This is a genomic window from Pseudomonas sp. R11-23-07 (assembly GCF_003852295.1).
In the GTDB taxonomy this organism is placed as follows: domain Bacteria; phylum Pseudomonadota; class Gammaproteobacteria; order Pseudomonadales; family Pseudomonadaceae; genus Aquipseudomonas.
Genome location: NZ_CP027761.1, coordinates 5,578,906 through 5,593,058, shown reverse-complemented (window position 1 = coordinate 5,593,058; position 14,153 = coordinate 5,578,906). Strand labels below are relative to the sequence as shown.

The following is a 14,153-nucleotide window of genomic DNA, read 5'->3' as shown; positions in this document are numbered from 1 at the left end:
GAGAAGAGGCACGACGATGAGTGCATTGGTTGGCGTGATCATGGGCTCCAAGTCCGATTGGTCCACCCTTAGCCACACCGCCGATATGCTGGAAAAACTCGGCATTCCGTATGAAGTGAAGGTGGTCTCCGCCCACCGCACCCCGGACCTGCTGTTCCAGTATGCCGATGAAGCAGAATCCCGTGGCATCGAGGTGATCATCGCCGGTGCCGGCGGTGCGGCGCACTTGCCAGGCATGTGTGCAGCCAAGACTCACCTGCCCGTGCTGGGCGTGCCGGTGCAGTCGTCGATGCTCTCGGGCGTGGATTCGCTGTTGTCCATCGTGCAGATGCCCGCCGGCATCCCGGTGGCGACCCTGGCGATCGGCAAGGCCGGCGCGATCAACGCCGCGCTGCTGTCCGCCAGCATCCTGGGCGCCAAGCATCCGCAGTTTCATGCGGTGCTGAAAAAATTCCGTGCTGAGCAGACAGACAGCGTGCTGGACAATCCAGACCCACGTATCGCCTGAGGTTGTTGACGATGAAAATCGGTGTAATCGGTGGCGGCCAGTTGGGCCGCATGCTCGCTCTGGCGGGAACCCCGCTGGGGATGAATTTCGCTTTCCTGGACCCGGCGCCGGACGCTTGCGCGGCCGCCTTGGGTGAACACCTGCGCGCGGACTACAGCGACCCGGACCACCTGCGCCAATTGGCCGACGAAGTCGACCTGGTGACCTTCGAGTTCGAAAGCGTCCCGGCCGAAACCGTGGCCTTCCTGTCGCAGTTCGTGCCGGTGTACCCGAGCGCCGAAGCCCTGCGCATCGCGCGCGACCGCTGGTTCGAAAAGAGCATGTTCAAGGACCTGGGCATCCCGACGCCGGCCTTCGCCGATATCCAGTCCCAGGCGGACCTGGACGCCGCCGTCGCCAGTATCGGCCTGCCGGCCGTGCTGAAAACCCGCACCCTGGGCTACGACGGCAAGGGCCAGAAAGTGCTGCGCACCGCTGCCGATGTGGCCGGCACCTTCGCCGAGCTGGGCAGCGTCGCCTGCCTGCTGGAAGGCTTTGTGCCGTTCACCGGCGAAGTCTCGCTGATCGCCGTGCGCGCCCGTGATGGCGAAACCCGCTTCTACCCGTTGGTGCACAACACCCACGTCAACGGCATTCTCAAGCTCTCCGTGGCCAGCACTGACCACCCGCTGCAGGCGTTGGCCGAAGACTACTCCAGCCGCGTGCTCAAGCAGCTGGATTACGTCGGCGTGATGGCTTTCGAATTCTTTGAAGTCGATGGTGGCCTCAAGGCCAACGAAATCGCCCCGCGCGTGCACAACTCCGGGCACTGGACCACCGAAGGCGCCGAGTGCAGCCAGTTCGAAAACCACCTGCGGGCGGTGGCGGGCTTGCCGTTGGGCTCCACGGCCAAGGTGGGCGAGAGCGCCATGCTCAACTTCATCGGCGTGGTACCGCCGGTTGAGCGGGTAATGGCGATCGACGATTGCCATGTGCATCACTACGGCAAGGCCTTCAAGGCCGGGCGCAAGGTGGGTCACGCCAACCTGCGTTGCAAGGACCGCGCGACCCTTCAGGCGCAGATTCTCAAGGTCGAAGCCTTGATCGCCGAACAATAAGCCGCGCCGCCACGGGAACCATTAAGCCTCGGCGTCCCTCTGATTGCAGGATGCCAAAGTCTGACTAGGCTTTGGCATGTCTCATACCAATCAGAGGGAAATGCCATGGGTATTATCGGAACCATTTTTATCGGCTTGATCGTCGGCCTGCTGGCGCGTTTCCTCAAGCCTGGCGACGACAGCATGGGCTGGATCATGACCATCCTGCTGGGTATCGCCGGCTCCCTGGCCGCGACCTATGGCGGCCAGGCCCTGGGGATCTACCAGGCCGGTCAAGGCGCAGGCTTTATCGGCGCGCTGGTCGGTGCCATTGTGCTGCTGGTGATCTACGGTCTGATCAAAAGGAAGTAACCAGCCGACAAAGTCCTCTGCGCTGCGCAGGCGCAGAGGGCTAGAATGCTCGCCACCTGAACTTGCCGAGCCTCTGCATGCGCCATCTTTTGTTGACTCTCCTCTTGCTGGGCCCAGGCCTGGTACACGCTGGCGAACTGCCGGAAACCGACTGGCTGGACCTGATGCCGCTGTCGGATCAGAAAGCCCTCGAGGCCATGCCCGAGATCGATCACAACTCCCCCGAAGCCCAAGGCACCTTTACCGATAAAGGCGGCCTGAAGCAGAGCAAAGGCTTGCCGGCGGTGATGTATTCCACCAAGACCGTGGCGGCCATGAACGGCAAGAACATCCGTATCGGCGGCTACCCAGTGCCGTTGGAAACCGACGCCAAGGGCCGCAGCACCCTGTTTTTCCTGGTGCCCTACCCAGGCGCCTGCATCCACGTGCCGCCACCGCCGCCTAACCAACTGGTGCTGGTGCGGTATCCCAAGGGTTTGAAGCTGGAGGATATCTATACGCCGCTGTGGGTCACGGGCACGTTGAAGGTAGAGAAGGTGAACAACGATCTGGCGGATGCGGCGTATGCACTGGATGCAGGGAAGGTGAGGGTGGTGAAGGAGTCCGATCTCTAAAACCCAACACCTATTAATGTGGGAGGGGGCAATCCCCCTCCCACATTTTGTTCTTCATCTACAGGGCGATAGCGTTGATGCTCACGCCGAGGGTGTGGCTTTCACCGGGTGCCAAAGCCACCACATCTTCCAGCACATTCGCCGTCTCGATGCACAGCATCCCCTGCCAGCCATCGTCGGCCATGTCATCGAAGGCCTTGGCGCGTTCGGTCCAGGGGTTCCAGACCACCGTCGACTTCGAACCCTGGCTGGTGAGTTGCACGCGGCGTCCCCAGTCTTTATCGACAATGCTCAGTTCAGCCGGCGTATCCAGATAGATGCGGTCGGTCTCGGCGGTGAAGTGCAGCAGGCCGGATTGCTGTTTCTCGGTCCAGCCATCGGCGGTGTCGATGTACGCCGACCCGTCCAGGCCTTCGACCTGCACGTTGCGTACATTGCTGACGGCGAAGTAGGTGTGCAGCGCCTGGCTGAGCGTCACCGTGTCAGTGCCACGGTTATGGCTGGTCAGATGGATATGCAACTGGTCGTCCAGCACCAGGCTCAGCTTCAAGTCGACCTGATGGGGCCAACCCGGAAAGCCGCCGGCGGGTACCGGCAGCACAAGGTCTACCCGCAGCGCTTGGCCTTGCAGCTCGGTCGCGGCTAACTCCCACAGCGCCGTACGCACAAAACCGTGGGCACCGGCCGGCTGATCGCTGTGGCGCATGGCCTTAACACTCTGCGGGTTGCGGTCGAATACGCCAAACCACGGCCAGCAAACCGGTACGCCGGTGCGGATGCCTTTGCCTTTTTTGAACACCGCTTCAGGATTCGGCCAGATCAGCGGCTGCTCGCCGTCGCGCTGGTAGCTGAAGAGATGCGCACCCTGTTGGGCCAGCATCAATTCAGCGCCGTTGTGGCGGATGCGCCAGCAGTCCAGCTCGTCGATTTTCACGGTTTCAACGTGGGGCGTCGGCATAACAAAGCACTCTCAGTGGACAGGCAATGGGGCAATTGACCGTCAAAACCCGGTGAGGTTTAACGTGCGCGCGATGGAACCGAGCGCGTGCGGCCACTGCCATCGATGGCGACGAACACGAATACCGCCTCGGTGACCTTGCGCCATTCGCTGGACAGCGGGTCGTCGCTCCACACTTCGACCATCATCTGGATCGAGCTGCGGCCGATTTCCAGGGCCTGGGTATAGAAGGACAACTGCGCGCCCACCGCGACCGGTACCAGGAAGGCCATTCGATCAATCGCCACGGTCGCCACGCGCCCGCCCGCGACCTTGCTGGCCATGGCAGTGCCGGCCAGGTCCATCTGCGCGACCAGCCAGCCACCGAAAATATCGCCAAAACCATTGGTTTCACGCGGAAGCGCGGTGATTTGCAAGGCGAGATCGCCTTGCGGGATAGGATCTTCTTGTTCGAGTTCGATCATGCCGAGGGTGCCTCTGACCCGTGACGCTTCATGGGTATTTCAAGTGGATAGCCGTCTTCTGGAAAAACGTTTCAGCACCAACATACACCGCTCGATGCGTTTCTCGTAAGGCGAACTAAAGGGAAACTCTGCCAAATCGGCTGGATGGCGCCCAACAACGTTTTGGCACAGCAGCCCCTCAAGGCTGGGGTTCCTGCGCTTGCACGGGCGAGTATATCGAGACGCTGGCGCGACGACGACCACCTGAGGCTCATTTGGTCGGTAAATAGACGCTGTATCGGGGCTTTTGCGCGCAACTGTTCTCATGGCGCTGTGCTTTTTCAAGCGATTTGCTATCTTGCCAAACCCGCCGCAAGTCACAGGCGCGCAGTCCTTTACGATGACTACTATAAGAGAAGCCTTGCCATGTCCTCCGTGCCCGCAAGCAGCGCGCAACCTTCGCGCCCGCTGACCCGCAACGACTACAAAACCCTGTCGCTGTCTGCCTTGGGCGGGGCGCTGGAGTTCTACGACTTCATCATTTTCGTGTTTTTCGCCACGGTGGTCGGAAAACTGTTCTTCCCCGTCGACATGCCCGAATGGCTGCGCATGATGCAGACGTTCGGCATCTTCGCCGCCGGCTACCTGGCTCGCCCCCTGGGCGGGATTATCATGGCGCACTTCGGCGACCTGCTGGGCCGCAAGAAAATGTTCACCCTGAGCATTTTCATGATGGCCGTGCCGACCTTGATCATGGGCCTGCTGCCGACCTACGCGCAGATCGGCTTGTGGGCACCGCTCCTGCTCCTGCTGATGCGCATCATCCAGGGCGCGGCCATTGGCGGTGAAGTACCGGGCGCCTGGGTATTCGTCTCCGAACACGTCCCGCCACGCCATATCGGCTACGCCTGCGGCACCCTGACCAGCGGCCTCACCGCCGGCATTCTGCTGGGTTCGCTGGTGGCCACGGCGATCAACTCGATCTACAGCCCGGAGCAGGTTTCGGACTTCGCCTGGCGTATTCCGTTCCTGCTCGGTGGCGTGTTCGGTTTGTTGTCGGTGTACCTGCGCCGCTGGCTGCATGAAACGCCGATCTTCGCTGAAATGCAGCAACGCAAGACCCTGGCCGCCGAGCTGCCGTTGCGCGCGGTACTGCGCGATCACCGTGGCGCCATCGTGTTGTCGATGCTGCTGACCTGGTTGCTGTCGGCGGGCGTCGTGGTGGTCATCCTGATGACCCCGACCGTGCTGCAGACTGTCTACCACTTCAGCCCCACGGTGGCGTTGCAGGCCAACAGCCTGGCCATCGTCACCCTGAGCCTGGGTTGCATCGCCGTCGGCGCACTGGCAGACCGCTTCGGCGCCGGCCGGGTGCTGATCAGCGGTTGCGCCTTACTGCTGGCCACGTCCTGGACGCTTTATCACAGCCTGATGGCCCATCCGGACTGGCTGTTCCCGCTGTACGCCTTGACCGGCCTGTTTGTAGGCACTATCGGCGTGGTGCCTTATGTGATGGTGAAAGCTTTCCCGCCGGTGGTGCGCTTCAGCGGCTTGTCGTTTTCCTACAACGTGGCCTACGCCGTGTTCGGCGGGCTGACGCCGCTGGCGGTGTCGCTGCTGATGAAGGAGAGCCCGATGGGGCCTGCTTACTATGTCGCCGTACTGTGTGTGATGGGTATGGTGGTGGGCGGTTACCTGTGGAAACGCGGTCGGTAAACAGATCCCTTCGTGGCGAGGGAGCTTGCTCCCGCTGGGGCGCGCAGCGGCCCTGAAAAAATGGGCCTGCTGCGCAGTCCAGCGGGAGCAAGCTCCCTCGCCACGACGAATGTGCTTAACCAATGATTACAGTGTGTTTCTGAATTTTCGTATTTCAGCGTCTCACCCCCGCATTTCAAGCCTTCCCCTCCTAATAAGCCCTCGCTGCCAATACTGGCCTTTCATCTAATTGTCACATTCCAGACATAGAGTGTTCACACGGCCTACCGATACTTGGCCCCGATCCAACTATCCCTATCTGCTAGGAGTAAGGCATGAAACTGAAGCGTTTGATGGCGGCAATGACGTTCGTCGCTGCTGGCGTTGCAACTGCCAACGCGGTGGCTGCTGGTGTTGACCCGGCCATCCCGGCTTACGTGAAGACCACTGGTGTGTCGGGCAACTTGTCCAGCGTCGGTTCCGATACCCTGGCCAACCTGATGACCCTGTGGGCCGAGGGTTACAAAAAGGAATACCCGAACGTCAACATTCAGATTCAAGCTGCCGGCTCCGCCACTGCGCCACCTGCGCTGACTGAAGGCACCTCCAACCTGGGCCCGATGAGCCGCAAGATGAAGGACACGGAACTGGCGGCCTTCGAGCAGAAGTACGGCTACAAGCCAACCGCTATCCCGGTTGCCGTGGACGCCCTGGCGGTCTTCGTGCACAAGGACAACCCGATCCAGCACCTGACCATGGAACAGGTCGATGCGATCTTCTCCTCGACGCGTCTGTGCGGCGCCAAAGCCGATGTGAAAACCTGGGGTGACCTGGGCGTGACCGGCGATCTGGCCAACAAGCCGGTGCAACTGTTCGGGCGTAACTCGGTATCCGGCACTTACGGCTACTTCAAGGAAGAAGCCCTGTGCAAAGGCGACTACAAGCCTAACGTGAACGAACAACCGGGTTCGGCTTCGGTCGTGCAGTCGATCAGCTCCTCGCTGAACGGCGTCGGTTACTCGGGCATCGGCTACAAGACCGCCAGTGTGAAGACCGTGGCGTTGGCCAAGAAAGGCAGCACTGACTTCATCGAAGACACTGAAGAAAACGCCCTCAACGGCAAGTATCCGCTGTCGCGTTTCCTCTATGTGTACGTCAACAAAGCTCCGAACAAGCCGCTGGCTCCGCTGGAAGCTGAGTTCGTGAAACTGGTGCTGTCCAAGCAGGGCCAGGAAGTGGTGGTCAAGGATGGCTACATCCCACTGCCAGCCAAAGTGGCCGCCAAGGCCCTGGCTGACCTGGGTCTGAAAGAAGGCAACTAAGTAGCTGGGCGGGGTAAAACCGGCCTTCTGTAGGAGCGAGCTTGCTCGCGAAAGGCGACAGGGCGCCGCGTTTATCCAGAAACGGCGCGTTATCGTTGACGATCTTCGCGAGCAAGCTCGCTCCTACAGAAACTCCTAATTTTTGTGTCCGCTGCCAGCTTTGCTACGCGGCGGATTTCTTGCGTCACTGCATTGTCATCTTTCTGTCATACAGGATCGCTAGGGTGTGCGCATGAATGATCTGGCCAATTCCACCATGACGACGACTTCTCCCCCCAAGCGCATTGATTTCAATACGCCTGAGCTGCAACGCAAGCGCCGCATTCGCGCGCTCAAGGATCGTTTCACCCGTTGGTATGTACTGGTCGGCGGTCTCGCCGTGCTGGCTGCCATTACCCTGATTTTCTTCTTCCTCGCCTATGTCGTTGCGCCGCTGTTCCAGGGCGCCTCGCTGACCAAGGAAGACGCGCTGACGCCCGCCTGGATGCAGGACGCCGGCAAGCCCTTGCTGATCTCGCTTGAAGAACAGAACCAGGTCGCCATGCGGGTTTCCGACAAGGGCCAGGCGCTGTTCTTTGAAGTCGACACTGGCGCTGAACTCAAGCGCGTCGACCTGCCACTGCCGGCCGGTACCCAGGTGGTGTCCATCGGTGAAGACCAGCCGGGCAGCCCGTTGGTGATCCTGGGTCTGTCCAACGGCCAGTCCATGGTGTTCCGCCACACCTACAAGGTGTCCTACCCGGACGGCAAGAAAACCATCAGCCCTGCGATCGAATACCCCTACGGTGAAACGCCGATCGTACTGGATGAGGCCGGCCGCCCGTTGGAGCACGTCGCGCTCAATGCCACCGATACCTCCCTGGTGGTGGCCGGCTCGGCCGGTTCGCACTTGAACGTGCTGACCCTGAGCCGTGAAGAAAACATGATGACCGGCGAAGTCACCAGCGAGCAGAAGCGTGTCGAACTGCCGCAAATGACCGAGCCGGTGAAGGCGATCTTCATCGACCCGCGCCAGCAATGGTTGTATGTGATCAACGGTCGCGCCCTGGCCGATGTGTTCAGCCTGCGCGACAAGAGCCTCAACGGTCGCTACAAACTGCTTGAAGACGGCAATGCCGAAGTCACCGCCAGCACCCAGCTGGTGGGCGGCATCTCGCTGATCGTCGGTAACTCCAAAGGTGGCCTGGCCCAGTGGTTCATGGCCCGCGACCCGGATGGCGAGCAGCGCCTGAAGCAAATCCGGACCTTCCAGATGGGCACTGCGCCCATCGTGGAAATCACGGCTGAGGAACGTCGCAAAGGCTTCACCGCCCTCGACGCTTCCGGCCAGTTCGGCGTGTTCCACAGCACCGCGCACCGCACCTTGCTGGTCGACCCGGTGGTCGACGGCCAGGGCGTGTTCGGCCTGTCACCACGGGCCAACCGCGTGATCGTCGAGGCCGGTGGCAAGCTGCAACCGCTGCTGCTCGACAATCCGCACCCGGAAGTGTCCTGGAGCGCGCTGTGGAGCAAGGTCTGGTACGAGAACTACGACGAGCCTAAATACGTCTGGCAATCGACCGCCGCCAACACCGACTTCGAACCCAAGATGAGCCTGGCACCGCTGACCTTCGGTACGCTGAAGGCCGCGTTCTACGCGATGTTGCTCGCCGCGCCGCTGGCCGTTGCCGCCGCCATCTACACGGCTTACTTCATGGCCCCGACCCTGCGCCGCAAGGTCAAGCCGGTGATCGAGTTGATGGAAGCGATGCCGACGGTGATCCTCGGCTTCTTCGCCGGCCTGTTCCTGGCGCCCTATGTGGAAGGGCACTTGCCGGGGATTTTCAGCCTGCTGATGCTGTTGCCGATCGGCATCCTGGTGGCCGGCTTTGTGTTCAGCCGCTTGCCTGAGTCGATCCGCCTGCGCGTTCCCGATGGCTGGGAAAGCGCGATCCTGATCCCGGTGATCCTGTTCGTGGGCTGGCTCTCGCTGTACATGAGCCCGTACCTGGAAACCTGGTTCTTCGGCGGTGACATGCGCATGTGGATCTCCCACGACCTGGGCATCACCTACGACCAGCGCAACGCCCTAGTGGTCGGCCTGGCCATGGGCTTTGCGGTGATCCCGAACATCTACTCCATCGCCGAAGACGCCGTGTTCAGTGTGCCGCGCGGCCTGACCCTGGGCTCCCTGGCCCTGGGCGCCACGCCATGGCAGACCATGACCCGCGTGGTCATCCTCACCGCCAGCCCGGGCATCTTCTCTGCCCTGATGATCGGCATGGGCCGCGCGGTCGGCGAGACCATGATCGTGCTGATGGCCACCGGTAACACGCCGGTGATGGAGATGAACCTGTTCGAAGGCCTGCGCACGTTGGCGGCCAACGTCGCGGTGGAAATGCCCGAGTCGGAAGTAGGCGGCAGTCACTACCGCGTGCTGTTCCTCTCGGCGCTGGTGCTGCTGCTGTTCACGTTCATCATGAACACCCTCGCCGAGCTGATTCGTCAGCGTCTGCGCAAGAAATACTCGTCGCTTTAAGAAAGGTAGAAGTCTGTGAAACAGAACTCCCTGAATGGATGGTTCAAGAGCGGCGCCCCGGGCGTCTGGATCAGCGGTGGCGCGGTGTCCATCGCGGTCATCATGACCCTGGGTTTGCTGGCGGTGATTGCGGTGCGCGGTTTGGGCCACTTCTGGCCGGCTGACCTGATCCAGGCCAACTACAACGTGCCGGGCCAGGAAAACCATATCGTCATCGGCGAAGTGGTGCAGAAGGAAGAAGTCCCCCGCGAGCGCCTGAAAAGCGCTGGCCTGCCGGTGCCCGACGAGGGGCCGGAGTTCATGACTCGCGAGCTGATCAAGGTCGGCAACCGCGACTTGAACGGCAATGATTTCACCTGGATCGTCGGTGAATGGTTGAAGGACCAGACCAAACCGGTGCAGTTGATGACCATCGAGCGACGTGAGTGGGGTAACTTCTACGGCACCCTGGTCAACGTCAAGCAGGACGGCAAGGTCGTCGCCGAAGGCGAGGCCGCGTGGCCGGAGCTGCAAGCTCGCGTAGATCGGGTCAACAAGCTCGCCGCCCAGCTCAAGAGCCTGGAAAAAACCGATATCGGCGCGATCAACGCCGGGCTGGAGCGCGTCCGCCTGCACGGCCGCAAGCTGGAACTGGAAGGCAAGCTCGACGCCGCCGCCCAAGCCGACATGGACGCCGACCGCGCCGAACTGAATGCCCGCTATCAGGACATCGAAGCGCGCCTGGCCGACCTGCACGCGCAGTTCAACCGTGACGCGCTGACGGCTCGTGACGGCAACGGCAAGGAAATCGAAATCGGCATCGGCAAGGTGGTGCATGCCTACCAGCCGAACGCCATGGGCACGATGACCAAGATCGGCTTCTACTTCAGCAAGGTCTGGGAGTTCTTGAGCGACGACCCACGGGAAGCCAACACCGAAGGCGGGATCTTCCCGGCGATCTTCGGCACCGTGATGATGACCCTGATCATGGCGATGATCGTGACGCCGTTCGGCGTGCTGGCGGCGGTGTACCTGCGTGAGTACGCCAAGCAGAACGCCCTGACGCGGATCATCCGCATCGCGGTCAACAACCTGGCGGGCGTGCCGGCCATCGTTTACGGCGTGTTCGGCCTGGGCTTCTTCGTGTATGTACTGGGTGGCTCGGTGGATCGGCTGTTCTTCGCCGAAGCCTTGCCGGCGCCGACCTTCGGCACGCCGGGCCTGCTCTGGGCCTCGCTGACCCTGGCGCTGCTGGCGGTGCCGGTGGTGATCGTGGCGACTGAAGAAGGCCTGGCGCGCATACCTCGCACCGTGCGTGAAGGGTCCCTGGCACTCGGCGCGACCAAGGCGGAGACGCTATGGAAGATCGTGCTGCCGATGGCCAGCCCGGCGATGATGACCGGCATGATCCTCGCCGTGGCCCGTGCCGCCGGTGAAGTGGCGCCGCTGATGCTGGTCGGCGTGGTGAAGCTGGCCCCGTCGCTGCCGTTGGACGGTAACTACCCATACCTGCACCTTGACCAGAAGATCATGCACCTGGGCTTCCATATCTATGACGTCGGCTTCCAGAGCCCCAACGTTGAAGCGGCGCGGCCGCTGGTGTACGCCACCGCGTTGCTGCTGGTGCTGGTGATCGCCACGCTCAACCTGTCGGCGGTGTGGATACGTAACCACCTGCGCGAGAAGTACAAGGCGCTGGACAGCTGACACGATCCAATGTGGGAGGGGGATTGCCCCCTCCCACATTGGACCGCGCCATACACAGAATTTGAGTAAGCCGCCCCCGGCGGTTCAATGAAATGAATTGGTAGCACAGGGAGCATCCCATGCAACATGAAACCCATTCCCACGGCATCAACATGTCTGCCCTGGGTCGCGACAAGCAGAGCCTGAGTCTGGCCCAGGAAACCGTGGCCATCGAAGTGCCCGGCCTGAGCCTCTACTACGGTGAAAAGCAGGCGCTGTTCGACGTCAGCATGAACATCCCCAAGCAGCGCGTGACCGCCTTCATCGGCCCGTCGGGCTGCGGCAAGTCCACATTGCTGCGCACCTTCAACCGCATGAACGACCTGGTGGACGGTTGCCGTGTGGAAGGCGCGATCAACCTCTACGGCACCAACATCTACCGCAAGGGCGAAGATGTGGCCGAGTTGCGCCGCCGGGTGGGCATGGTGTTCCAGAAGCCCAACCCGTTTCCCAAGACCATCTATGAAAACGTGGTCTATGGCCTGCGCATCCAGGGCATCAACAAGAAGCGCATCCTCGATGAAGCCGTGGAATGGGCGCTCAAGGGAGCCGCGCTGTGGGATGAGGTCAAGGACCGTCTGCACGAGTCGGCCCTGGGCCTGTCCGGCGGCCAGCAGCAGCGCCTGGTGATCGCGCGCACCATCGCCGTGGAGCCTGAAGTGCTGTTGCTCGACGAACCGTGCTCAGCGCTCGACCCGATCTCGACGCTCAAAGTCGAAGAACTGATCTACGAGCTCAAGTCCAAGTTCACCATCGTCATCGTGACCCACAACATGCAGCAGGCGGCGCGGGTTTCCGACTACACCGCGTTCATGTACATGGGCAAGCTGGTGGAGTTTGGCGATACCGATACCCTGTTCACCAATCCGGCGAAGAAGCAGACCGAAGACTACATCACCGGTCGCTATGGCTAGGAAGCTGTGGTTCTGATTGCACTGACGCTGCGGTTCTCCGCACCTTACCGGACGCTCCAAGGACGCCAACATGATTAGCAAAGAAGGCCTTACCCACCACATCTCCGCGCAGTTCAACGCCGAGCTTGAGGAAGTGCGCAGCCACCTCCTGGCGATGGGCGGCCTGGTGGAGAAGCAAGTCAACGATGCGGTCACCGCGCTGATCGAGGCCGACTCGGGCCTGGCCCAGCAAGTGCGTGAAATCGATGACCAGATCAACCAGATGGAACGCAACATCGACGAGGAGTGCCTGCGCATCCTGGCGCGGCGCCAACCGGCGGCGTCCGACCTGCGCTTGATCATCAGCATCTCCAAGTCGGTGATCGACCTCGAGCGTGTCGGCGACGAAGCCACCAAGATCGCCCGCCGCGCCATCCAGCTGTGCGAAGAAGGCGAAGCGCCGCGTGGTTACGTGGAAGTGCGCCATATCGGCGACCAGGTGCGCAACATGGTGCGCGATGCCCTCGACGCGTTTGCGCGCTTCGATGCGGACCTGGCGCTGTCGGTGGCTCAGTACGACAAGGTCATCGATCGCGAATACAAGACCGCCCTGCGTGAACTGGCCACCTACATGATGGAAGACCCGCGCTCTATCTCGCGTGTCTTGAGCATCATCTGGGTGCTGCGCTCCCTGGAGCGCATCGGCGACCATGCGCGCAATATCTCGGAATTGGTGATTTACCTGGTGCGCGGCACCGACGTTCGGCACATGGGCCTCAAGCGCATGAAAGCCGAAGTTGAAGGCAATGCTGATCTTATCCCTAATGTTCCGAGCGAATCTGACGATAAGTAAGGTTGCCCGAGAAATTAACGCCCGGCCATTGGCCGGGCGTTTTCGTTTGCGGCGAGCGGAATTTATTGCGGATAGGGCCAAATAAGTCCTAACGTGACTGCAGAGTTTTGGCAAACTGCCATCAGTCAGGCGTACTGCCAGCAAGGTTTTATAGGATGAAGGGTCGATGAGCAAAGTCAGTGTGTTGGTGGTGGATGACGCCTCGTTTATTCGCGACCTGGTGAAGAAGTGCCTGCGCAATTACTTCCCCGGGATCCAGATCGAAGATGCGGTGAACGGCAAGAAGGCGCAATCCATTCTGATGCGCGAGTCTTTCGACCTGGTGCTGTGCGACTGGGAAATGCCGGAGATGTCCGGGCTTGAGCTGTTGACCTGGTGCCGCGAGCAAGCCCATCTGAAGGCCATGCCGTTCGTGATGGTGACCAGCCGCGGCGACAAGGAAAACGTGGTGCAGGCGATCCAGGCCGGGGTTTCCGGTTACGTCAGCAAGCCGTTCACCAACGAACAATTGCTGAACAAGGTCAAGCAGGCGCTGCACAAGATCGGCCGCCTCGACGCGTTGATCGCCAGCGCGCCAACCAAGATGAACTCGGCCTTCGGCAACGACTCCCTGAGCGCGCTGACCGGTGGCAAGCCTGACGCCGTCAAGCCGGCACCAGCGGCCGCAGCCCCGAGCAGGGGCCTGCTCAACAGCGCGCCTGTCACCGCCGCCCCGGCCCCTTCGCCTGCCGGCGGACGTGGTCAAGGCCAGTTGCGCCTGTCCAGCGGCACCCAGCAATGCGTGATCAAGGCGCTGAGCATCAAGGAGGCGTTGTTGGTGGTGCGTCGCGGTGAGGTCCTGCCCCAGGTGCTGGAAAGCGCCGTGCTCGACCTGGAGCAAGGCGAAAACGCTGAAGTGGCGCGCCTCAATGGCTACCTGCACGCAATCGTTGCCTACGAGCCCAAGCCCGACAGCGACTGGCTGCAGCTGACCTTCCGGTTTATCGACCAGGATGCGCAGAAGCTGGACTACATCTCCCGCCTGATCGCGCGGGGCACGGCGCAGAAGCATTTCGTGCCGGGTGCGTGATCCGAAGGATGGCCAGTAACCAATGTGGGAGGGGGCTTGCCCCCGATTGCGGAGTATCAGTCACTGTATCGGGTGGCTGACACACCGCTATCGGGAGCAAGCCCCCT

The 14,153-nt window shown here is 61.5% G+C and carries 13 protein-coding genes; 11 read left to right on the top strand and 2 right to left on the bottom strand.

Features of this window, described 5'->3' with window-relative positions:
- Positions 1-16: 16 nt before the first annotated feature.
- The 4 genes from purE to C4J84_RS25770 all read left to right on the top strand — a co-directional run bounded on the left by purE (position 17) and on the right by C4J84_RS25770 (position 2,570).
- Positions 17-508, top strand: a complete 492-nt coding sequence (gene purE / locus C4J84_RS25785) for a 5-(carboxyamino)imidazole ribonucleotide mutase (protein WP_003195648.1) — start codon at positions 17-19, stop codon at positions 506-508.
- A gap of 11 nt (positions 509-519) precedes the next feature.
- On the top strand, positions 520-1,605 hold the full coding sequence (locus tag C4J84_RS25780) for a 5-(carboxyamino)imidazole ribonucleotide synthase (RefSeq protein WP_124368859.1): 1,086 nt from the start codon (positions 520-522) through the stop codon (positions 1,603-1,605).
- Between the two features lie 105 nt (positions 1,606-1,710).
- On the top strand, positions 1,711-1,956 hold the full coding sequence (locus C4J84_RS25775; protein WP_057006311.1) for a GlsB/YeaQ/YmgE family stress response membrane protein: 246 nt from the start codon (positions 1,711-1,713) through the stop codon (positions 1,954-1,956).
- A gap of 77 nt (positions 1,957-2,033) precedes the next feature.
- Positions 2,034-2,570 (top strand): DUF3299 domain-containing protein, encoded by a 537-nt coding sequence (locus tag C4J84_RS25770; RefSeq protein WP_124365022.1) that lies wholly within the window; start codon positions 2,034-2,036, stop codon positions 2,568-2,570.
- A gap of 58 nt (positions 2,571-2,628) precedes the next feature.
- Here the strand turns inward: C4J84_RS25770 and C4J84_RS25765 are convergent, their stop codons facing one another.
- Positions 2,629-3,528, bottom strand: a complete 900-nt coding sequence (locus C4J84_RS25765) for a D-hexose-6-phosphate mutarotase (RefSeq protein WP_124372314.1) — start codon at positions 3,526-3,528, stop codon at positions 2,629-2,631.
- A 59-nt stretch (positions 3,529-3,587) separates the two neighbouring features.
- Complete coding sequence (locus C4J84_RS25760; RefSeq protein WP_003176975.1) at positions 3,588-3,992, bottom strand: acyl-CoA thioesterase; 405 nt, start codon at positions 3,990-3,992, stop codon at positions 3,588-3,590.
- Between the two features lie 405 nt (positions 3,993-4,397).
- Between C4J84_RS25760 and C4J84_RS25755 the strand changes: the two genes are divergently transcribed.
- The 7 genes from C4J84_RS25755 (at position 4,398) to C4J84_RS25715 (ending at position 14,046) form a co-directional block, all read left to right on the top strand.
- Positions 4,398-5,687: an MFS transporter gene (locus C4J84_RS25755; RefSeq protein ID WP_124436272.1), complete on the top strand. Its 1,290-nt coding sequence runs from the start codon at positions 4,398-4,400 to the stop codon at positions 5,685-5,687.
- A 314-nt stretch (positions 5,688-6,001) separates the two neighbouring features.
- A complete protein-coding gene (locus tag C4J84_RS25745) occupies positions 6,002-6,988 on the top strand; it encodes a phosphate ABC transporter substrate-binding protein PstS (RefSeq protein WP_124365019.1) in 987 nt (328 codons plus the stop codon).
- 484 nt (positions 6,989-7,472) lie between these two features.
- Complete coding sequence (locus C4J84_RS25735; RefSeq protein WP_164487700.1) at positions 7,473-9,506, top strand: ABC transporter permease subunit; 2,034 nt, start codon at positions 7,473-7,475, stop codon at positions 9,504-9,506.
- A gap of 15 nt (positions 9,507-9,521) precedes the next feature.
- On the top strand, positions 9,522-11,192 hold the full coding sequence (gene pstA, locus C4J84_RS25730) for a phosphate ABC transporter permease PstA (RefSeq protein ID WP_124372312.1): 1,671 nt from the start codon (positions 9,522-9,524) through the stop codon (positions 11,190-11,192).
- A gap of 119 nt (positions 11,193-11,311) precedes the next feature.
- A complete protein-coding gene (pstB, locus tag C4J84_RS25725; RefSeq protein WP_048723523.1) occupies positions 11,312-12,145 on the top strand; it encodes a phosphate ABC transporter ATP-binding protein PstB in 834 nt (277 codons plus the stop codon).
- Positions 12,146-12,215: 70 nt separating this feature from the next.
- Complete coding sequence (phoU, locus tag C4J84_RS25720) at positions 12,216-12,977, top strand: phosphate signaling complex protein PhoU (protein WP_124436271.1); 762 nt, start codon at positions 12,216-12,218, stop codon at positions 12,975-12,977.
- A 166-nt stretch (positions 12,978-13,143) separates the two neighbouring features.
- A complete protein-coding gene (locus C4J84_RS25715; protein ID WP_124372310.1) occupies positions 13,144-14,046 on the top strand; it encodes a response regulator in 903 nt (300 codons plus the stop codon).
- Positions 14,047-14,153 lie beyond the last annotated feature (107 nt).